This is a genomic window from Psychrobacter sp. 1Y1, assembly GCF_051847395.2.
Classification (GTDB): domain Bacteria; phylum Pseudomonadota; class Gammaproteobacteria; order Pseudomonadales; family Moraxellaceae; genus Psychrobacter.
This window is the reverse complement of the sequence record NZ_JBPYDF020000001.1, coordinates 1,778,860-1,803,621: the sequence shown is the minus strand read 5'-3', so window position 1 is coordinate 1,803,621 and position 24,762 is coordinate 1,778,860. Positions and strand designations below refer to the sequence as shown.

4 protein-coding genes and 2 pseudogenes are annotated in these 24,762 nt (G+C 47.5%); 1 reads left to right on the top strand and 5 read right to left on the bottom strand.

What is annotated here, in order from left to right; translation table 11 throughout:
- Positions 1-113: 113 nt before the first annotated feature.
- Together dld and ACS8FA_RS21485 are read right to left on the bottom strand one after the other, a co-directional pair.
- Positions 114-1,865 (bottom strand): D-lactate dehydrogenase, encoded by a 1,752-nt coding sequence (gene dld, locus ACS8FA_RS21490; protein WP_439265499.1) that lies wholly within the window; start codon positions 1,863-1,865, stop codon positions 114-116.
- Positions 1,866-1,898: 33 nt separating this feature from the next.
- Positions 1,899-3,601 (bottom strand): annotated as a pseudogene (locus ACS8FA_RS21485) (L-lactate permease).
- Between the two features lie 260 nt (positions 3,602-3,861).
- Between ACS8FA_RS21485 and ACS8FA_RS21480 the strand changes: the two are divergent.
- Complete coding sequence (locus ACS8FA_RS21480; protein ID WP_057760117.1) at positions 3,862-4,767, top strand: LysR family transcriptional regulator; 906 nt, start codon at positions 3,862-3,864, stop codon at positions 4,765-4,767.
- Positions 4,768-5,009: 242 nt separating this feature from the next.
- On the opposite strand, the gene ACS8FA_RS21475 is transcribed toward ACS8FA_RS21480, so the two are convergent.
- The 3 genes and pseudogenes from ACS8FA_RS21475 to ACS8FA_RS21465 all read right to left on the bottom strand — a co-directional run bounded on the left by ACS8FA_RS21475 (position 5,010) and on the right by ACS8FA_RS21465 (position 24,752).
- Positions 5,010-5,267, bottom strand: coding sequence for a hypothetical protein (locus ACS8FA_RS21475; RefSeq protein ID WP_439265497.1), 258 nt, complete (start codon positions 5,265-5,267; stop codon positions 5,010-5,012).
- Positions 5,268-5,363: pseudogene (locus tag ACS8FA_RS21470) on the bottom strand (hypothetical protein); the annotation flags it as partial.
- A gap of 138 nt (positions 5,364-5,501) precedes the next feature.
- A complete protein-coding gene (locus ACS8FA_RS21465) occupies positions 5,502-24,752 on the bottom strand; it encodes a tandem-95 repeat protein (RefSeq protein WP_522901993.1) in 19,251 nt (6,416 codons plus the stop codon).
- Between the last annotated feature and the right edge of the window lie 10 nt (positions 24,753-24,762).

Genomic DNA, 24,762 nt, shown 5'->3' with positions numbered 1-24,762 from the left:
TGTATCGAACAATTTATAATGGACAAACACTGAACTATTTAGCTACTTAGCTACTTAGCTACTGATAAATAATCAGCCCATGGCCAGTTTTAAATATCAGTTATAGAGGTCAGTTATAGACAACACGAGCAATTGCGTTTGGTTTTCGACATTTTACCAATACCCGGATTAAAGGTATTGGTTGGGTCTAGACTTTTATAAAAGTTCTGCAAATCAGGTTCCGCTTCGTATAGGTGTCCGACATTATGCTCAGCAGGATATTTGGCTCCGCGTGCGCTCAGTAGCTCTAGCATCATTTTTTTAACAAGATGTGCATCACTACCCTTCTTCAGAATATAGTCTTGATGAAATACATAACAAAAGAAGTGTCCATAATAGAGTTTCTTTTCCAAATGCTGTTCAATGTCTTTAGGTAGGGTTTCGAGCCATTCTAATTCGTTACGTGGTATAGCAATATCCAATGCCAATATATCGCCGACGTCTTTTTCATGTATGACTTCATATCTTAGTGCGGCACCTGCAGCGGCAAAGCGATGTAAAAAAGCGCTTTCTGATTCTTCTTGACTACATTCAAAATAGTTACCCGTATTTGAAGCGTCGAAAAACACCTTCAGAAAATCCTGTGCTTCAGCTATACCTTCATCACTCATTTTTAAAATGAGATGATGCTCATATTGGTCGCGGTACTCTAGCATTCGCTTCGGTAAATGCTTTGGAAATATATTGGCGATGAACTGCATGACTTTGTCAGTGAAATGCTTTGGCATCCATGACCATTTATGGAGTTTTGCATCCATAGCGCCTTTGATAGAAAATAGTCGAGGTAAAGCATTGGTACCGAGATGCTTAATACTCAGGAACGTGTCTTTTCCGTATTTAGCAGATACATCAAATATATCACGATGCATATACTCACCAACTTCAGGGATATTATCGAAGCTTGATAATATCTGTCTTCTGAGCTGTGCAAGCTCACTCACACTATTGGTGCCTATATAAAAGGTTTTCTCTTTTACGGCCGTTGGATAAGTGTCAAGACGTACTGCAAATACCGCCAGCTTGCCAGCACAGCCGCTTGCTTCATACAGTCTTCGCTTATCCGCATTAAAACGACTTGGTGTGCTTGCATTAACGTCTTTTACTCTGGCGATGTATTCTTTGTCAGATGCCATCTTGCCAGTGTTAGGTAATTCTCTTTTATCAAAATTACCTGTTTGCAGATTAGTGAGTATTTCTTCTGGGGTGTCGCCCAATTCTACGTCTAGGTGGTTAACCAGTACTAGCTGACCGTGCTTGTCTATTTGGGCAAACAATGCCAGCTCGGTATAAGCAGGACCTCTTTTAACCAGCGCACCGCCGGAGTTGTTAGAAATACCACCAATAATAGACGCACCCAATGTCGAGGACCCGATGACGGAGTGAGGCGCCCTATTTACGACTTTAAGCTGACTTTGCAACTGGTGCAACGTGGCGCCAGGTAAGCTAATCACTTGCTCGTTATCATTCACCAAATACAACTGATTCATTGCAAGGGTATTGATCACAACCACTGGTCTATCGTAGTCGTTACCGCTCGGGGTTGAGCCTTCAGTCAGTCCCGTTTTTGCTGCTTGCATGATAATAATGCAGTCGCCTTCCACACATATTTCTAAACTACGCCAAATCTCCAGCAACGTTTGCGGAAACAAAACAGCCAAAGCGCTGCCGCCACCAGAGCGCCACCCCATTCTATAGTGTTCGTTTTTCTCTGGATCTGCTTGTACATTGCTAGCACCTAATACGTTCGTCAGCTTGTCTAACACTTGATCAGGGCTAATGATGTCTTGAGAAGGCATATTTGATGAGAAAAGGTTTGATGAATGCATATCAATCTCTTTATCTTGGAGGTTACATGTGCTTTATGGTGCTAAAGGACCTTGAAAACCGAAAATGTAAATGGTAGCCATAACGATTATTCCGCAGAACAATACATAGTATAAAGTAGGTAAAATAGTACGTCTAAGTGTGGCGCCCTCCATACCGAGTAGGCCTACCGTTGCCGATGCAGCCACAACATTATGTACTGCAATCATATTACCAGCAGCGGCACCAACTGCTTGAGCCGCGATGATTAGAGAAGGTGAAATATGTAAGCTCATGGCGGCTTCATATTGGAATTGACTGAACATCATGTTGGATACGGTATTAGACCCCGCGATAAAAGCACCTAACGCACCAATGGTTGCACTAATCAGAGGGAAAACACTACCAAAAGTACCCGCAAACAACTCTGCACTGGCGACAGGCATACTCGCCACATCTGATAAGTTTACGCCTGAATTAATAAAAATCCTAACCATTGGAATCGTGAAAATAAGGACAAATCCGGCCCCTAGTACAGTTTTGCCTGATTCTTTAAATGCATTGTTTAGTGCACTGGCAGGTCTTTTGGTTTGAAAAGCGGCAGCAACCAAGGCGCTGATTAATAACAAGCCGCCTGGTAAGTATAAAGGACTAAAGCTGGCACTGATATCTACCTCACTTAAAATCGAGGTTAGGTCTACTGTCGCGCTGTTCAGCAAAGACTGAAAGCCTGTTAATACTCTAGAACACACCAATAAAAGGGCAACCAATAAATAAGGGAACCATGCCATGACCGTGGACATCTTTTTATCACTCAACGCAGGAGTGATGTCTTCTTTGCTGACCACTAGCTTACCAAGCCATTCACTTGGCCAGCTTTTTTTCGGTTCAAAATCCCATGTGGTTTTTGGTACTAAAAATCCATGTTTTGCCGCATTAACAACGATAGTGATACTGACCAAACCGCCGACCAATGATGGAAACTCTGGCCCTAAAAAAATACCTGTTAGGGTATAAGGGACTGTGAATGCCAAACCCGCAAAAATAGCAAATGGCCAAATAGCGAAGCCTTCTCTCCAGCTTTTATTTTTACCAAAAAAACGCGTGAGCATCATCACCATAAAAAGTGGCATAAATGTACCAATGACACCGTGCATAATGGCTACTTGGCTGGTAATTAGTTGTAAAAAATCGCCCCACTCTAGTCCTTGTTGTGCCAGTTGGGCGCTAATGGCTACTGTATCTAACCCCTTGTTTACTCCAATAACGATAGGCGTACCGACTGCCCCAAACGATACAGGCTCATCATTCCCATCAACACAGCACCCAGCGCTGGAAATCCTATTGCGACGAGTAAAGGCGCGGCAATAGCGGCCGCTGTACCAAAACCAGCCGCTCCCTCAAGAAAGCAACCAAAGCACCAAGCAATAATAATGGCTTGCACCCGCCTATCTGGCGATACATTGGTAAACCCAGCACGGATAACGGCAATGGCACCCGTATGCTTCAACGTATTCAATAAGAAAATAGCCCCAAATACGATCCACAATACTGAAACCGTAATGACCATTCCCTGAATAATAGATGAAGACACGCGATTAAGCGTCATATCCCATACAAAGAGGGCAAGCGCGGCAGTAACAGCCAGAACGATTGGCATGGTTCTTTTGGCTGACCATTGCAACCCTATCAAAAAAATACCACAGAGAACGATTGGCAGTAATGCCAACAGTCCATATATTGTTTGATTCAAAATCATAGTCCTTTTTTTATCGTGTAATCTTCCTTGAACAACTTCATTTAAGCATTTGTTTTTATAACTTCACGCTGTCGGTCAGACGAAGCCGAAGACAATCTCTGTCAGTGACATGATTAATAGAATGGTTAAATAAACAAATGCTCAAAATTACCTAAAATATTCTACGCCTTGTCAATACATTGATATATTGCATCAAAGGACAATGTTATTTTCTTTTTTTGCTATAATCCAAAACGTATTACACCAATTGGGGAACAAGTATGGGCAAAGCTGACGATATGGTTTTATTCGTCCAAGTGGTTGATGAAGGCTCATTTTCTCGGGTCGCTGAAAAGCTGTCATTAACGAATTCAGTGGTAAGCAAACGCATTGCAAGATTAGAAGAGAGCTTAAACGCACAGCTGCTTTATAGGACAACCAGAAAGTTAAGCTTAACCGATGCAGGAAGGACGCTTTATAACAAAGCTAAAATCGCTAAATTTGCCTTTCAAGAAGCTGAAAATGCCGTAACAGGCTATGGTGAGGACATGAAAGGCAACATACGTATAACTATGCCAGCGGTCTCTGCAAATCTAATATTGAGCGAATCCATTGCCGAATTCTGTAAACAACACCCAGAAATATCAGTAGATTTACAGATTACCAATCGATTGGTTGATTTGATAGAAGAAGGGTTTGATCTGGCGATAAGGACAGCAGAGCTTGAAGACTCATCACTCATTGCAAGACGTCTTATAGATAGCCAGTGGGTCATATGTGCGACACCAGACTATTTAGAGCGACATGGCACACCTCAAACCCCTGAACAATTACGGAGTCATGAGTGTTTGGTCTATAAGTTTGATCATACGGCGAATGGTATATGGCCGCTATATATAGATGGCACGGAGCAACTGCTTCCTGTACAGGGTCGGTTTCATAGCAATCATCTTAATGCGATTAAACAAGCGACTCTCAGCGACCTAGGTATCGCCTTTTTACCACAAGCACTTGTTTATGAAGAAATGCAGCAAAACACGCTTACTCAGATTTTGCAGCGCTTTACACGAAAGAAAATGGGTATGTATGCGGTTTACCCCAAGGCACGGCAACCGGACCAAAAGTTGAAACTGCTTGTAGCGCATTTGCGAGAATCATTACATCAAAAACAGGCTTACTACTGCTGAGTAATAAGCTTGTTTTTGATGTGAATAAGCAAAGATGAATGAGAGTGTTTGTCGATAATAATCATATATGTCGACTTCGCTTTAATCAGAGCAAAGAATGTCTGATCACTATTAGCTACAAGTATAAAGTACTCAGACATAAAGTTCAGTTTTACTAGACAATGTTATTAACATAGGCGTTTAATAGCTAAAACTTTATTGCTTAGTAGCTTTCATAAAGGCTGACCAATCTAAATAAAATTCTATAATCCATTGACTGTATAGCGTACGATAACTTCATTATCGAGTACGACATTGGTTGACCAAATAAATTCAGCATCTGATTTTTCATTATCAAAAACATCTATGAAATTGGTATAAGCTGCTTTATTGTTTACCCCAATGGTTTGGTTACTATAGGTAGTAGCGTTCGGCCAACTAGAGTCATCAAAGTCTGCTTGTTGCCAGTTGGTAGGCAATTCCCAATGCAGGCCATAATCTGCCGAACTATTTGGCGTCATCCCAAACCAACTTTTAAAAGCACCAAAAAACTGACTATTAGAATGATAACCAAGTAAAAATGCCGTATCTGTAGCTGATAACCTTTGCTCTATTAAGTATTTATAAGCTAACTTTTTTCAAACTTCCAATAGCAACGCTTTAAAAGAAGTACCCTCTTCTCTTAGACGCCTTTGCAAGCTACTAACACTTTCCTAAGAAAGTAATCTAAAAGCATCGACTCTGAACTACCCTACTTATAGTATGGTGATATCTTCATGGACGTATAAGTTAACCGTTGAATCTATTGTGCTTTGATACTGGATGTAATCTGCTTGATCAGATACTTCTTGCTCGACAAACTCCGCGGTCAAAGATATCTTATCCTCGTCATCACCATTAATAAATAGCTCATTATTGCTTTCGGTCATGGTAATAACGTCATTGGTACCGATGTTAATTAATGACTGCGCATCGTTCCCAGTTAGGTCAATCATCTCTATGTTCTCAATCACGCCACTATCAAAGCCACCAAAATCGATAGTGGTATTAGCCACATTGATCAATAGAGTATCGATACCGTCACCGCCATCCATTAAAGAATTATCAAAAGAGAATACTAACTTATCATTCCCAGCGCCGCCTATTAGTGTATTGACACCAGTACCGCCATCGAGGAAGTCATCACCAGCACCGCCAGTGATGCGATCATCGCCTGCACCAGAGTTTACAGTAGTACTACTATTGGTGGTGGCAATGGTATCGTTCTGTTCCCCTGTTTCGATAGCGACAGAATCACTCAGGTTCAGATCCGCAGTTTTGTTCTCTTCGCTAGAAAAGACTTGTTCAGGGCCTGAGGTCTCGACAGTTTTGCCTGTATAAGTGATAGTGCCGTTATACGATTGATACAGAATCTGTATATCGTTAATACTACTGCTAGGCACGCCACTTAATACATAGCTACCCGCTACAAATTCAACAGATACCTCATCGCCATCGTTATCGGCATTACGTAAGCCGATGACCTCTCCTGTGTCGCCAATCCTAAATAGCATGGACTCGTCGAAGGGTTTGCCATCTTCAGGAGTAATCGTCAATGTTAATGTCTCACTGCCTCCTTCACCAGTATCATTGCCATCGGTGTCTTCCATCTTAGCATTGGTATTTAACTCGACCCATGTATAGGCCTTGCCAGCTGAGTTTTGCGGGGTTAACTCAACACCATCAGCTATTGGGTTAAATACTAGATCTACGGTCGTGGTGTCACCCTGTAGGCCGTCTGTACTTAATACTGAAATAACTGCGCTACTCGTACCACTATAATTCTCTGGTGCTTGGATAAATATCTCGGGCGTCGGATTTGTCTCGGTACTTGGCAAGCTCCACGACCCTGTCCCTGTTTTGTTGGCTATGACGATATCTCCACTATCATTGACATAGTATACGGTAAAGTTATCATTGATATTGTTGATTATGAAGGAAGCAGGCTGATCGTTATCACCTTCATCTTCATCAGTTTGTACGGTGTCATACACAATACTAACGACATTGACGTCAGTAGTGTCACCGATCTCGCCCTGATCTTCATCTACAGTTAAGTTTGACGCGGCCTCATTGACGACGAACAGCAAAGGATCTGCGCCTTTTTCCACAGTGACTTCAAAGTCTTTGCGTGATACTAGCGTGGTTATGTCATGATCTGGGATATCTGTCGTTTCCTTATGCACTACATACGTCTCAATCACAGTCGCGCCATCTTCGTTCCGTTCAGGAATGAAATTGAAGTTAGCAGACGTAGGATTGTTTGCGCCTACTGGCAACACAAAATACTCTCCTATAGGCAATCCTGCAGGATTAGAGACTGTAGCTAAAGGCACGCCGTTAGAGTCCTCAAGCGTACCATTAACGGAAGCATTGTCAGCGAACTGAAGATAGACATTACCACCAATAATTTCGACATTACCTACATCAGCAGTTTTGGTCAGATCTAAGGTTAATGTCCTAGTCTCATCTTCTGCTATCACGATATTATCGTCATTCTGTGCTGCTGTAGGATCTTCTTCATGGAAACCGAAGTAATCGGTAATGGGCAGCACAATCAATGTGCTGTCATTAGTGTCTGGATCACCTATTGGAAACGCTGGATCGTCTGCTGTCACAGTCTCAGAGTCACCATTACTGTCAGTCGCTGTAAATGAGATATCTAAAGCAACTGCCTCACTTTGGTTGTTTGTACTGTAATCACTGGTGGGAATAATACTAATATTAGACAGTAAATCAGCAATATCACTATCACTGGTGACATTACCACTGATCAACCATGTATTGCCTTGTTTGGATAACGAGACCCCGTTAGACGCTTGTAACACCACATCATCAGGCAAGTTAGCAATGGTGAATGATATCGGTGCAGACGTCTGGTTGTCATAAGCCACCTGATTAAGTGAGCCAATGATAAAGTTATCTAAAGATTGACCGGCTCCATCCTCAGTCAAGGTTATGGACTTCACGATGAGATCTGCTACCAACTCAGGAGGCTCTTCCACACCACCGTCCATACCCGTAATAAGCGTCAACTCAAAGGTTGCGTCAGCTGATTTCTCAACGTCAGGTGCATCTTGGTTATAGGCAGTTACGGTGATAGTCAAGCCATCTGCATTATCTACGTCATATCCTGCTTTTACACTGAACTTGATGTCCACACTCGCCGTAATAAATGTGTCTATGGTTTCATCATCAAAGTCGACATACCAGGTATCACCCGCTTTGACCGCGTCAACGAAGGTGCCATCACCATTAGCATCCACTTGTACCAAAATACCATCAGGCACACCGTCTACTTGCACTCGTGTAAACACCTCTGAACCATCTAGGTCTGGTGAGGTGAGAGTGACCGTTTTAATCACCTCATCATCAGCCACATCGGCGTTATCGATATCAATAGTCTCTGAAGTCTCAATCTCAGCAAGATTGACCAATGATGGCACATTAGTAGTAGGCAGGACATCTACAACAAATGTCGTCTCACGGGTTTGTGATGTTTGATAGACGATATCTGCCGTCTCATTATTCGTAGCTCTGACAGTATCAGTCACTGTATATTTAATGCCAAAGTCATAGACATCATTGCCTGATTGATAATTGACAAAACCAGACTCAGAACTGGCAGGCTCAGCTGGAATAGCAATGATACTAGCCTTAGGTAACGCACCCTCTGAATCGCGCTCGATGGTATAAAACCCAGCATCAGCAACTTCGAGGTTAGCACTTGTGATAACAACGCTATTGACACCGACACCGACAGTGAGCTGAACGCCTAGTGCCTCAAGGTCAGTGACGCTAATAGCCACACTCTTTAGCTCTTCAACACCTGATGTCCAATCATCTGGATTATCCGTACGTCTAAAGGCGCGCTCAAAGTCTAACGTGACAGAATCGTTTTCATTCTGCTCAGCAGTAGGATTAACCACATCATTATCAAGCGCATCCGGCTTAACAAAAATTTGCACAGGCTGGAGGTTTTGACTTGCCTCACTACCGCCTGTTTTCTCCGTACTGACGCCTTTGATATTAAAGTTAATTTCGCCTGCGAAGTTGTCTGCGGTTTTGAGTATTATCTCGCCATTATTAATCGCTTCATCAGTCACAACCCACTGCCTAGCAGTGCCTTCACCACCGATAAAGGTTACATCTGCTCCCTGCATCGCAAACCTGTCATCGAGACCAGTAATGACGTAGGTCACGATTTCAGATCCATCATCATCGTAAGATCGGATATCTTCTGGCGTCTTAAAAATAGACCTAAAGGCTATCTCACTGTTAGCGGCATCCAATGCGCTTTCTTCAAGGATAACCGCGTAGTTATCAGAGGTTTGCCCACCATAATCAAAGGTAACTTTATTCAATTCGTCATTGAGGATTTTATCCGCAATCGTGTCAATCTTGATAGGCAATGCCAATGACGCACTAGGCTCACTGGTGTCCGTGCCATCTACTGATACACCAGTGACTTGTAGCGTATAGTTATCATTACTATTCAGTGGCGGTATAAACGATGGTACTTTATCACTTTGATAATCAGTCAACGTGACCGACCATGTATCATCAGCATTATCTACTGTGGTAACATCATTGACTGCACCATAGTTTTGGTCAATCAAGACATAGCCACCATTTGCGCCATTATCAGCATCCCACACATAAAGGTAGGCACCATCCGGTATCGCATCAATAGTGACATTAAAGGTTTCAGAACCGTCTTTATCTTTGGACTGTGCCTTTATCTTAAGCGCAATGCCTCCCTCAGGGTTGTCAATAGTGTCATCTGGTGTATAGCTGTCTTCATCGGTTGGATTGCCATTAGATCTACCTGCATCTTCCTCTCCTTTAGCAGGTTGCACGCTAAGCAGTACATCATCAGCAACAGGCGTCACAGTTAGGTAAAGAAAAGACTCGCCAGATACGACTTTATCTGTTGCGGTATCATCATCTTCATCATAGTCGATGGTGACCGCTTGCTCTTGAATACGTAGTTCGCCTGAATAATTATTAGGCGGAATAAATGCCAAGCTGCTAAGCCCTGCTACAGGTATGTCTATGCCATTTTTACCTGCTGTGACAGTCTGCGTCTCACCGGCACTGTCATAACGGAATTGAGCCCCGGAAGCGTTGACCCAGTCACCGTTCTCAGCTCTAATCTGGACGATCAGACGGGCAAAGGTCTCTTCTGACTTGGTATAAATGTTGTTGTCGTTGGTATCATCTTCATTTGACCAACCATCAAGTAAATCAAAGTTGGTATCACTCGGATCAGTCGATAGATCGTACCAAACAGGGGCTGTACTGCTAATACCGTCTGCATCTCCGTCTTCAAATACTAGTGCGCTATAGGTATGGTCTGGGTTGAGAGTGACATCATTGCTATTGTCACCATCGCTATCGATATCAGCCCTCTCAGCCACTGGAGTGACCTTAATAGTGACATCAAAGGTTTCATTTTCAGTAATAGGGTTAGCACTATCGACTGAACCATCAGTAGTCTCTACAAAATAGGTTAAGCTGATATCAGTACTACTATGCGCTGGCGGCTTAATGGTAAAACCTGCGACGTCACTTGGATTATTCCCAAAGATATAGTAAATATCGCCATCTATCGTCTCAGTTGCAAGCGTAGTCAAGTCAACTATTTGATTGTTTTCATTCAATACCGTCCCGCCACTAGCATCTAGTGAAGATTGCGAGATACCTATTTTAGAGAATTCTTCTTTGGAGAATTCTCCACTACCATTTTGATCAGTAATGGTAAAAACTGAATCGCCAACAGCATTTGTTGTAAATAATGCAATCGCTGTATCCTCAGCCCCCGCCTGTGGATTCACAGCTGTCACATCGATGGTAGGATTGACCGTTATATTCAATTGCACAGAGGCGGTCTGAATGGCAGGGGCGATACCTACAGAATCAGCATCGGTGTCTTGCGTATTTAGCGTAAGTGTTGCATTAATCACACCCGCAAAATCTTTCGGAGGCGTAAACGTAAAGCTTGGGTCCAAATCACTAGCCGTCACTCGCGCTTTTGGAAGAGTGACTGTGCCATCAGCTATGGTATAGCTGTTACCATTAATCGTCACCACCTGACCATTTAGCGCATCAACGAACCCTTCAATAGAATACCAATACTCCTCTGAACCATCGTCATCTATAAATGTTTCATTCAATATAGACTGCAAATCTAGACTGCTGTCTTCGTCGATAACCGCATTGATCGTATCGTTTTTATCAATGCCATTGTTGGGGTCGTCTGATAGAGTGATAGAAGTTGTACCAGGCGGGAGCGGTGTATCAGGCTCTACTAAATCAATAATCGATGCATCTGTCACCGCTTGCACATCGATGAGTATATCTACTGACGTGGTTTCTCCTATCAAGCTACCATCAGGATCAGCACTACTGGAGTCATTAGGCTCTAGCGGATAAGGGATGCCATTTTCATCAACTTCATACTCAGTGACACTCATGGTTACTGTAAAGTTAGTGGCATTTTGATCTGGGTTAGAGACGATTAATGATTCAAAATCAGCACTTGTCATATTCTCAACATCAGCCGTAAACTCATTGTTAATGTGAGTACCATCGGTGAGTTTAAACGTGATCGTACCATCTTCTCCAATTCTATCACTGATGTCCTGAACGCCATTGACATCAGTGTAAAATAGCTGAACACCATCAGGAAATCCGCTTAATGTAATCGCCCCAAAACGTTCGCTACGATCAACAGATCCACCGTTTGTATTGTCATCATTCTCGCTCTTAGTGCCATTAATATAATCATCACCATAAACTGGATCATCATAGATACTTAAATCCGTACTGGCCTCACCGCCATTATCACCAATGATTGGTGCTATAAAGCCAAGCTGAGTCGATGAATCTTCTTTAACATCGTTTGTATAAACACCATCAACGATATCAACTTCAGCCGCGTCAATAACGATAATAGGCGCATCAGCAACAGGGTCTACTTCGATATTTATTCTACTAGTTAGAGTTTGCCCCCCATCTTGCAGACGAATGTTAAACATCACACTATAATTAGGATCAAACGAATCAGGTGTCTGCTCATAACCTGTAGGCGCTTCCGCCGTGCCTACATTTCTATCATTTGGCGTCGCGATAGAGGAGTAGTTCTCTTCTGGATTAAACTCGATTTGCCCATTACCGATATTCTTCAAACTACCGACGATGGCTGGGTTATCCTGATCATCGGTAGCAATGGCATTACCGTTTACATCAATATAAATAGATTGGCCACTTTGCAGAACTCTCGATGACGATAAATCATAATTCAATATGGTGACTACACCGCCATCGAAGTTTTCAGCAGCATTGATTAACAGGGCATTCTTGCCATTTGGAGCGATGTTTTCATCCCCAGTAATATCCGCAAAGTCTCCTTCATTGATAGTGAAATCAAGATCTTTATTAAATAGTCTATTTTCCACTTCGACATCGAATTGATCTTCAGTTATCGAGCCATCTTCATCGACAACCGCGTAATCGAGATCAAATATAATATTGTCTAATCTGCCGTCATTATCGGCATCAATATTGTCGTGCCTGATCGTATCATAGAGGGTGGCAGTATAAGTCAGGGCATCTGCACTGGTATAAGGCAATCCCTCAGGGTTGATTTCCACTTTGAATATGACGTTGTTGTTAGGATTATCGACTGTATCCGCAACCAGTTCGCCGCGCTGGGTAGTCGACACATATAGGGTGCTATAATCTATTACGCCATCGACCTCAGCATAGCGATAATAAAGCGGTAGCCCACTGCTCTGGAAACGACCGTTTATTAGATCGCCATCACCCATGGTAAAGTAAATATCAGAGATATTATCCTCATTGCCAGTGACCGTAAATGCGGAATCGACTTTGACCACATAAGTGCTAGCAGTACCCGAATTAGGGAACAATTCGTCTTCTTTTAAGATGACGCTTTCATCGCTTTCAATGACGGGCGCAGTGTCTGTCACGCTTATAGGCTGCCTAGCAGTGCTCGATACGTCACCATCGGCGTCGATTAGTGTGTAACTAAATGATCCATCTTCTTGTGGATCAGGTAGAGGCGGCGCAGGAACACGATTATCAATCGCTTTATTAGCGGCAAACGTCCAGCTGCCATCTTCATTAACCGTTAGAGTACCTGTTGGCGTTTCTAGACTCACCCCAAACTCGGTAGAATCTTCAACCGTATTTCCATCTTTATCTAAATAAGTAAAGGTATTGATTTTTAAATCCGCATCTGCACCTTTATCGTTATCAATCACATTACCCGTAAGCAATGTACTATCATCACCATCAATGTACGAGCCTTCCACCACACTTACAGGTGTATCATCTTTAGCCTCAACATCATCATCTTTGATAAAGACATTAAATTGTTGCACACTAGTGCTATCTGTATCTTGAAGTTCATATTTGATAGGCAAGGTTATTTCATCAAAGCCATCGGTGTGATCTAGCTGACCTTGTAGCTCAAATACAAATGCTTGCGTATCTCCAGTGCTATCCGTGGGACTGGTCAAAGTAATGGCAAACACACTATTACCTGTGGCACTACTAGCAACCACTGTATGACCGCCATTGCTCACCTGGTAAGTCAACGGCTCACCATTGGACTCAAGCGCTAAGGCCTCTAGCCCTGCTGTGGTAACACCAGTGAATACCACATCGCTGATGTCATCTGCAGCCTTAGTGATACCAAGGTTACGCGTCGTTCGTAGCGCATCAGGCGCCGTATCGGTACCGCCAGTTAGATCATCTTCATTCAGCGTAACTTCAGGAATAAGTGCCGTGGGCTGCGTGTCATCCACTGTGATATTAAAATCAGCGGTACTGGTATCACCATCGGCGTCTGTAATCGTATAAGAGATACTATCGATAATGCCATCCATATTGTCCGATGTATCATCCGATGTGTATGTCCACGTGCCATTTGCGTTGATAGTTAGCGAGCCGTATTGAGTATCAACTACAGAGCCTGCTGCTACTGTTTGACTATCGCCATTCTCATCTAAGTATGTGAATGACGTAATGGTTGTGTTTGCCGTACCCAAATCATCGTTGGTTAGTAAGTTTAGGGACGTGGTATTCGACGATATAGTTTTACCGCCTTCAGTGACCTGAGCAGAATCATCGACTGCTTGCGGCGTCGCATCCACACTGATAACTGTCGTTGTTGTATTACTATTAGCATTATTTATATCAGTGACTGTCACTTCAATGATACGGTCTATTTCGCTAGGGGTAGCAGAGGTGTTGGCAAAAGTGATGGCATCGATAGCGGTTTGGTAGTCAGCTAAGCTTGCACTCCCGCTCAACTCAATGCGGCTATTTCCTAACAATGTGGCTGAAATACCTGCTGGTAGATCACCTTCATCAATAGCAATTAAGTCGCCTGTTTGTGAGTTTGTTAATACAATAAATGCACTACCAATCGTATCGTTATTATCAATATCGGCAATGGTACTACTGTCACTGATAGCAACAGGGACATCACCCTCTTGGTAAGCTGTTGTATAATTGACAGTGGTATTACTATTACCAGAGACATCCAAGGTTGGCGCGTCGTTGGTACCAGTTACAGTGATGGTTAAGGTTTGAGTATCATCACCTACTCTATAAGTAAATACTTGTTCAACTACCTCCCCTCTGGCAAGGGCTTGTACGGTAGAGCTGTTATTATTTAGAACATAGGTGTACGAGCCGTCATTATTTAGCGTCAGCGCGCCATAATCATTTGCATCGCTAGGCTGACTCTGCAAGCTGACGGATGTTTCGGTACCGACTTCGTCATTAGCTAATACATTACCTGTCGCGGTTAAAACGCCATCTTCTTGTACAGTATTGACATCAGGTTTGAGATCAACGTCATCGACGATCTCGCCTGTGACGCTATTTTCAGTATCAATTTGGACAGACTCAAAGCCACTATTGGTACCATCAACAGAGCTTATTGCTAGTTGATAATTCTCGTTGCCTTCTTTTAATCGATCATTTAACACCGTATTGGTCAGTATAATTTGATTACCAGTATTGGCATTAAACGTGACCGTAGTCAGCTTGCTACTCGCATCAAAATCAGCCGCAGTGGTCTCATCGTTAAGATAAGATAAATTAACCACTACGCTGCCACTTACTGGTATTTCAACAGGCTGACCATCAGCATCCACAAGCGATAAGGTATGCGTCAGTACAGCATCGTCTGCTTCTACTTGGCTGTCATCGCCAGTTAGTTTGACATAGACAACATCATTGCTATCAAGTCCGCCCTCATTCGCGCTGTCGCCTGCATTATTGCTGTCGATGGTGGTGGTGACGGTGTTGGTCGCCTCGTCACTAAAGTCGACGGCTTCAAATTCGTTAGCGCCAACACCGGTGATGGTGAGACTGTAGTTTTCGCCATCGTCTGCAAGATAGTCATCGATGGTGTCAACGTCAAGTGCTACGCTCGATTGTCCGGCAGGTATGGTAACCGTGATGGTTTGGGCATTGTTATAGTTGGTGTCGGCGTCTTGGGTGCTGATATTGTTAAAGGTGACGGTAACATCAGTGGCTTGAGTAACCACGACAGGGTTGCCACTTTCATCTAAAAACTTGACTGTGTATTCAGCCTCTTCACCTTCAATAACATTTTCGTCTCCCGTGATAACAACATAAGTGATGTCAACAACAGGAGTTACCGTGATCTCAACGGTGGCTGGCGCTGATATGGCACCATCATCGTCGGTGGTGCTGAATTGGATGTTGCTGACTCGTCCGTTGAAGTTCGGCGCAGGAGTGAACATAACGCTGGTGATTTGGTCAGCGGTTAATACAGTACCTGGCGTGAGTTCAACCATTTGGCCATTATCTTCATAGCTCAGTACCCCTTGATTGGCAGGCGGTACTTGCAATACGGTGACACTGGCAACCACACCATCAATATCATCGCCGATTAGCACTACCGGCACTGCCGTGTCTTCATCGGTCGTCAGACTCTGATCGGTAGCCGTTGGCGGGGTATTCACGTCAGTAACCGTTAACGTCACCGTGGCAGGCGCCGAGTCTAGACCATCATCGTCTGTGGCGATAAAGTCAATGGCCTCCACCGTACCATTGAAGTTCTCTGTTGGGGTAAAGCGCACGGTGGCCGCTTCAGCAGCACTCAGCGGGGTACCCGCGACGACAGGTACACTGTCCCCTGCCGCATTGGTGTAACTTAGGACGCCTTGGGCAGCATCTGGCAAGGTGGTGAGAGTGATGCGCTCAACCACGCCATCGATGTCACTGGCAATCAGCGGTACAGCGATAGCTGTACCTTCTGGGGTGCTGATAGCGCCATCGGTTGCCACAGGGGCATCATTCACATCATTGACCGTGATCTCAACGGTGGCAGGCGCTGATATGGCACCATCATCGTCGGTGGTGCTGAATTGGATGTTGCTGACTCGTCCGTTGAAGTTCGGCGCAGGAGTGAACATAACGCTGGTGATTTGGTCAGCGGTTAATACAGTACCTGGCGTGAGTTCAACCATTTGGCCATTATCTTCATAGCTCAGTACCCCTTGATTGGCAGGCGGTACTTGCAATACGGTGACACTGGCAACCACACCATCAATATCATCGCCGATTAGCACTACCGGCACTGCCGTGTCTTCATCGGTCGTCAGACTCTGATCGGTAGCCGTTGGCGGGGTATTCACGTCAGTAACCGTTAACGTCACCGTGGCAGGCGCCGAGTCTAGACCATCATCGTCTGTGGCGATAAAGTCAATGGCCTCCACCGCACCATTGAAGTTCTCAGTTGGGGTAAAGAGGACGGTGGCCGCTTCAGCAGCGCTCAGCGAGGTACCCGCGACGACAGGCACACTGTCCCCTGCCGCATTGGTGTAACTTAGGACGCCTTGGGCAGCATCTGGCAAGGTGGTGAGGGTGATGCCCTCAACCACGCCATCGATGTCACTGGCAATCAGCGGTACAGCGATAGCTGTACCTTCTGGGGTGCTGATAGCGCCATCGGTTGCCACAGGGGCATCATTCACATCATTGACCGTGATCTCAACGGTGGCTGGCGCTGATATGGCACCATCGTCGTCGGTGGTGCTGAATTGGATGTTGCTGACTCGTCCGTTGAAGTTCGGCGCAGGAGTGAACATAACGCTGGTGATTTGGTCAGCGGTTAATACAGTACCTGGCGTGAGTTCAACCATTTGGCCATTATCTTCATAGCTCAGTACCCCTTGATTGGCAGGCGGTACTTGCAATACGGTGACACTGGCAACCACACCATCAATATCATCGCCGATTAGCACTACCGGCACTGCCGTGTCTTCATCGGTCGTCAGACTCTGATCGGTAGCCGTTGGCGGGGTATTCACGTCAGTAACCGTTAACGTCACCGTGGCAGGCGCCGAGTCTAGACCATCATCGTCTGTGGCGATAAAGTCAATGGCCTCCACCGCACCATTGAAGTTCTCAGTTGGGGTAAAGAGGACGGTGGCCGCTTCAGCAGCGCTCAGCGAGGTACCCGCGACGACAGGCACACTGTCCCCTGCCGCATTGGTGTAACTTAGGACGCCTTGGGCAGCATCTGGCAAAGTGGTGAGGGTGATGCGCTCAACCACACCATCGATGTCACTGGCAATCAGCGGTACGGCGATAGCTGTACCTTCTGGGGTGCTGATAGCGCCATCGGTTGCCACAGGGGCATCATTCACATCATTGACCGTGATCTCAACGGTGGCTGGCGCTGATATGGCACCATCATCGTCGGTGGTGCTGAATTGGATGTTGCTGACTCGTCCGTTGAAGTTCGGCGCAGGAGTGAACATAACGCTGGTGATTTGGTCAGCGGTTAATACAGTACCTGGCGTGAGTTCAACCATTTGGCCATTATCTTCATAGCTCAGTACCCCTTGATTGGCAGGCGGTACTTGCAATACGGTGACACTGGCAACCACACCATCAATATCATCGCCGATTAGCACTACCGGCACTGCCGTGTCTTCATCGGTCGTCAGACTCTGATCGGTAGCCGTTGGCGGGGTATTCACGTCAGTAACCGTTAACGTCACCGTGGCAGGCGCCGAGTCTAGACCATCATCGTCTGTGGCGATAAAGTCAATGGCCTCCACCGCACCATTGAAGTTCTCAGTTGGGGTAAAGAGGACGGTGGCCGCTTCAGCAGCACTCAGCGGGGTACCCGCGACGACAGGCACACTGTCCCCTGCCGCATTGGTGTAACTTAGGACGCCTTGGGCAGCATCTGGCAAGGTGGTGAGGGTGATGCCCTCAACCACGCCATCGATGTCACTGGCAATCAGCGGTACAGCGATAGCTGTACCTTCTGGGGTGCTGATAGCGCCATCGGTTGCCACAGGGGCATCATTCACATCATTGACCGTGATCTCAACGGTGGCAGGCGCTGATATGGCACCATCATCGTCGGTGGTGCTGAATTGGATGTTGCTGACTCGTCCGTTGAAGTTCGGCGCAGGAGTGAACATAACGCTGGTGATTTGGTCAGCGGTTAATACAGTACCTGGCGTGAGTTCAACCATTTGGCCATTATCTTCATAGCTCAGTACCCCTTGATTGGCAGGCGGTACTTGCAATACGGTGACACTGGCAACCACACCATCAATATCATCGCCGATTAGCACTACCGGCACTGCCGTGTCTTCATCGGTCGTCAGACTCTGATCGGTAGCCGTTGGCGGGGTATTCACGTCAGTAACCGTTAACGTCACCGTGGCAGGCGCCGAGTCTAGACCATCATCGTCTGTGGCGATAAAGTCAATGGCCTCCACCGCACCATTGAAGTTCTCAGTTGGGGTAAAGAGGACGGTGGCCGCTTCAGCAGCGCTCAGCGAGGTACCCGCGACGACAGGCACACTGTCCCCTGCCGCATTGGTGTAACTTAGGACGCCTTGGGCAGCATCTGGCAAGGTGGTGAGGGTGATGCCCTCAACCACGCCATCGATGTCACTGGCAATCAGCGGTACAGCGATAGCTGTACCTTCTGGGGTGCTGATAGCGCCATCGGTTGCCACAGGGGCATCATTCACATCATTGACCGTGATCTCAACGGTGGCTGGCGCTGATATGGCACCATCGTCGTCGGTGGTGCTGAATTGGATGTCACTAACCGCACCATTGAAATTAGGTGCTGGGGTAAAGGTGACCGTTTCAGCTTCCGCTGCGCTTAGGGTGGTATTTGGGGTAATCTCAACCACTTGTCCACCTGCACGGGTATAGCTCAGTACCCCTTGATTGGCAGGCGGTACTTGCAATACGGTGACACTCACAACCGTGCCATCGATGTCAGCGCCTATGAGCGGCACAGACACCGCGGTGTCTTCATCGGTCGTCAGACTTTGATCGTCAGCCGTTGGCGGGGTATTCACGTCAGTGACCTTGACCGTCACGGTGGCAGGCGCTGAGTCTAGGCCATCATCATCGGTGGCGAAGAATTCGATATCGTCCACCGTACCATTGAAGTTCTCTGTTGGGGTAAAGCGCACGGTGGCCGCTTCAGCAGCACTCAGCGGGGTACCCGCGACGACAGGCACACTGTCCCCTGCCGCATTGGTGTAACTTAGGACGCCTTGGGCAGCATCTGGCAAGGTGGTGAGGGTGATGCCCTCAACCACGCCATCGATGTCACTGGCAATCAGCGGTACAGCGATAGCTGTACCTTCTGGGGTGCTGATAGCGCCATCGGTTGCCACAGGGGCATCATTCACATCATTGACCGTGATCTCAACGGTGGCAGGCGCTGATATGGCACCATCATCGTCGGTGGTGCTGAATTGGATGTCACTAACCGCACCATTGAAATTAGGTGCTGGGGTAAAGGTGACCGTTTCAGCTTCCGCTGCGCTTAGGGTGGTATTTGGGGTAATCTCAACCACTTGTCCACCTGCACGGGTATAGCTCAGTACCCCTTGATTGGCAGGCGGTACTTGCAATACGGTGACACTCACAACCGTGCCATCGATGTCAGCGCCTATGAGCGGCACAGACACCGCGGTGTCTTCATCGGTCGTCAGACTTTGATCGTCAGCCGTTGGCGGGGTGTTCACGTCAGTGACCTTGACCGTCACGGTGGCAGGCGCTGAGTCTAGGCCATCATCATCGGTGGCGAAGAATTCGATATCGTCCACCGTACCATTGAAGTTCTCTGTTGGGGTAAAGAGGACGGTGGCCGCTTCAGCAGCGCTCAGCGAGGTACCCGCGACGACAGGCACACTGTCCCCTGCCGCATTGGTGTAACTTAGGACGCCTTGGGCAGCATCTGGCAAAGTGGTGAGGGTGATGCGCTCAACCACGCCATCGATGTCACTGGCAATCAGCGGGACGGCGATAGCTGTACCTTCTGGGGTGCTGATAGCGCCATCGGTTGCCACAGGGGCATCATTCACATCATTGACCGTGATCTCAACGGTGGCTGGCGCTGATATGGCACCATCATCGTCGGTGGTGCTGAATTGGATGTTGCTGACTCGTCCGTTGAAGTTCGGCGCAGGAGTGAACATAACGCTGGTGATTTGGTCAGCGGTTAATACAGTACCTGGCGTGAGTTCAACCATTTGGCCATTATCTTCATAGCTCAGTACCCCTTGATTGGCAGGCGGTACTTGCAATACGGTGACACTGGCAACCACACCATCAATATCATCGCCGATTAGCACTACCGGCACTGCCGTGTCTTCATCGGTCGTCAGACTCTGATCGGTAGCCGTTGGCGGGGTATTCACGTCAGTAACCGTTAACGTCACCGTGGCAGGCGCCGAGTCTAGACCATCATCGTCTGTGGCGATAAAGTCAATGGCCTCCACCGCACCATTGAAGTTCTCAGTTGGGGTAAAGAGGACGGTGGCCGCTTCAGCAGCGCTCAGCGAGGTACCCGCGACGACAGGCACACTGTCCCCTGCCGCATTGGTGTAACTTAGGACGCCTTGGGCAGCATCTGGCAAAGTGGTGAGGGTGATGCGCTCAACCACGCCATCGATGTCACTGGCAATCAGCGGGACGGCGATAGCTGTACCTTCTGGGGTGCTGATAGCGCCATCGGTTGCCACAGGGGCATCATTCACATCATTGACCGTGATCTCAACGGTGGCTGGCGCTGATATGGCACCATCATCGTCGGTGGTGCTGAATTGGATGTTGCTGACTCGTCCGTTGAAGTTCGGCGCAGGAGTGAACATAACGCTGGTGATTTGGTCAGCGGTTAATACAGTACCTGGCGTGAGTTCAACCATTTGGCCATTATCTTCATAGCTCAGTACCCCTTGATTGGCAGGCGGTACTTGCAATACGGTGACACTGGCAACCACACCATCAATATCATCGCCGATTAGCACTACCGGCACTGCCGTGTCTTCATCGGTCGTCAGACTCTGATCGGTAGCCGTTGGCGGGGTATTCACGTCAGTAACCGTTAACGTCACCGTGGCAGGCGCCGAGTCTAGACCATCATCGTCTGTGGCGATAAAGTCAATGGCCTCCACCGCACCATTGAAGTTCTCAGTTGGGGTAAAGAGGACGGTGGCCGCTTCAGCAGCACTCAGCGGGGTACCCGCGACGACAGGCACACTGTCCCCTGCCGCATTGGTGTAACTTAGGACGCCTTGGGCAGCATCTGGCAAGGTGGTGAGGGTGATGCCCTCAACCACGCCATCGATGTCACTGGCAATCAGCGGTACAGCGATAGCTGTACCTTCTGGGGTGCTGATAGCGCCATCGGTTGCCACAGGGGCATCATTCACATCATTGACCGTGATCTCAACGGTGGCAGGCGCTGATATGGCACCATCATCGTCGGTGGTGCTGAATTGGATGTCACTAACCGCACCATTGAAATTAGGTGCTGGGGTAAAGGTGACCGTTTCAGCTTCCGCTGCGCTTAGGGTGGTATTTGGGGTAATCTCAACCACTTGTCCACCTGCACGGGTATAGCTCAGTACCCCTTGATTGGCAGGCGGTACTTGCAATACGGTGACACTCACAACCGTGCCATCGATGTCAGCGCCTATGAGCGGCACAGACACCGCGGTGTCTTCATCGGTCGTCAGACTTTGATCGTCAGCCGTTGGCGGGGTGTTCACGTCAGTGACCTTGACCGTCACGGTGGCAGGCGCTGAGTCTAGGCCATCATCATCGGTGGCGAAGAATTCGATATCGTCCACCGTACCATTGAAGTTCTCTGTTGGGGTAAAGAGGACGGTGGCCGCTTCAGCAGCGCTCAGCGAGGTACCCGCGACGACAGGCACACTGTCCCCTGCCGCATTGGTGTAACTTAGGACGCCTTGGGCAGCATCTGGCAAAGTGGTGAGGGTGATGCGCTCAACCACGCCATCGATGTCACTGGCAATCAGCGGGACGGCGATAGCTGTACCTTCTGGGGTGCTGATAGCGCCATCGGTTGCCACAGGGGCATCATTCACATCATTGACCGTGATCTCAACGGTGGCTGGCGCTGATATGGCACCATCATAGTCGGTGGTGCTGAATTGGATGTTGCTGACTCGTCCGTTGAAGTTCGGCGCAGGAGTGAACATAACGCTGGTGATTTGGTCAGCGGTTAATACAGTACCTGGCGTGAGTTCAACCATTTGGCCATTATCTTCATAGCTCAGTACCCCTTGATTGGCAGGCGGTACTTGCAATACGGTGACACTGGCAACCACACCATCAATATCATCGCCGATTAGCACTACCGGCACTGCCGTGTCTTCATCGGTCGTCAGACTCTGATCGGTAGCCGTTGGCGGGGTATTCACGTCAGTAACCGTTAACGTCACCGTGGCAGGCGCCGAGTCTAGACCATCATCGTCTGTGGCGATAAAGTCAATGGCCTCCACCGCACCATTGAAGTTCTCAGTTGGGGTAAAGAGGACGGTGGCCGCTTCAGCAGCACTCAGCGGGGTACCCGCGACGACAGGCACACTGTCCCCTGCCGCATTGGTGTAACTTAGGACGCCTTGGGCAGCATCTGGCAAGGTGGTGAGGGTGATGCCCTCAACCACGCCATCGATGTCACTGGCAATCAGCGGTACAGCGATAGCTGTACCTTCTGGGGTGCTGATAGCGCCATCGGTTGCCACAGGGGCATCATTCACATCATTGACCGTGATCTCAACGGTGGCAGGCGCTGATATGGCACCATCATCGTCGGTGGTGCTGAATTGGATGTTGCTGACTCGTCCGTTGAAGTTCGGCGCAGGAGTGAACATAACGCTGGTGATTTGGTCAGCGGTTAATACAGTACCTGGCGTGAGTTCAACCATTTGGCCATTATCTTCATAGCTCAGTACCCCTTGATTGGCAGGCGGTACTTGCAATACGGTGACACTGGCAACCACACCATCAATATCATCGCCGATTAGCACTACCGGCACTGCCGTGTCTTCATCGGTCGTCAGACTCTGATCGGTAGCCGTTGGCGGGGTATTCACGTCAGTAACCGTTAACGTCACCGTGGCAGGCGCCGAGTCTAGACCATCATCGTCTGTGGCGATAAAGTCAATGGCCTCCACCGCACCATTGAAGTTCTCAGTTGGGGTAAAGAGGACGGTGGCCGCTTCAGCAGCGCTCAGCGAGGTACCCGCGACGACAGGCACACTGTCCCCTGCCGCATTGGTGTAACTTAGGACGCCTTGGGCAGCATCTGGCAAAGTGGTGAGGGTGATGCGCTCAACCACGCCATCGATGTCACTGGCAATCAGCGGGACGGCGATAGCTGTACCTTCTGGGGTGCTGATAGCGCCATCGGTTGCCACAGGGGCATCATTCACATCATTGACCGTGATCTCAACGGTGGCTGGCGCTGATATGGCACCATCATCGTCGGTGGTGCTGAATTGGATGTTGCTGACTCGTCCGTTGAAGTTCGGCGCAGGAGTGAACATAACGCTGGTGATTTGGTCAGCGGTTAATACAGTACCTGGCGTGAGTTCAACCATTTGGCCATTATCTTCATAGCTCAGTACCCCTTGATTGGCAGGCGGTACTTGCAATACGGTGACACTGGCAACCACACCATCAATATCATCGCCGATTAGCACTACCGGCACTGCCGTGTCTTCATCGGTCGTCAGACTCTGATCGGTAGCCGTTGGCGGGGTATTCACGTCAGTGACCTTGACCGTCACGGTGGCAGGTGCTGAGTCTAGGCCATCATCATCGGTGGCGAAGAATTCGATATCGTCCACCGTACCATTGAAGTTCTCTGTTGGGGTAAAGCGCACGGTGGCCGCTTCAGCAGCACTCAGCGGGGTACCCGCGACGACAGGTACACTGTCCCCTGCCGCATTGGTGTAACTTAGGACGCCTTGGGCAGCATCTGGCAAGGTGGTGAGAGTGATGCCCTCAACCACGCCATCGATGTCACTGGCAATCAGCGGTACAGCGATAGCTGTACCTTCTGGGGTGCTGATAGCGCCATCGGTTGCCACAGGGGCATCATTCACAGGTGCTATGACATTGTCATCCCCTCTTCCACTTAACGCCGCAGCTATACCCGCTAGGCCTAATGTAGCTGCAGCAGGTATCCACCAAGGAATAGCAGCGGCTATATAATCCTGTCCACCCAAAGCTTGCCCTTCAACGTCGCCCACTTCTAATTGCGTGACGTAGTCATACGTCTCACCTGTATCTGGTATGTAGTAGTAGTACTCACCATCTTCAGCAATACCAACTAAAGCACTATCTGGATCATCATAAAAACCTTCAATAATAAGGTCGCTCTCTTGTCCTTCTTTTTCAAACGACACATGTAAATCATTTTTAATACGCTTAGTAATAATATGATTAGGCGCATAACCAATGGAAGTATCATGAAACTCATAGTTCACTTGTCCCTCAGCAGCAATAACAGTTGGTACTCCGTCCTTGGTGATGATTTGTACTTGGCTGACAGTTTGAGTGGCATTATTGGTTTTGACAACGATAGTATTCATAGTCGATTTA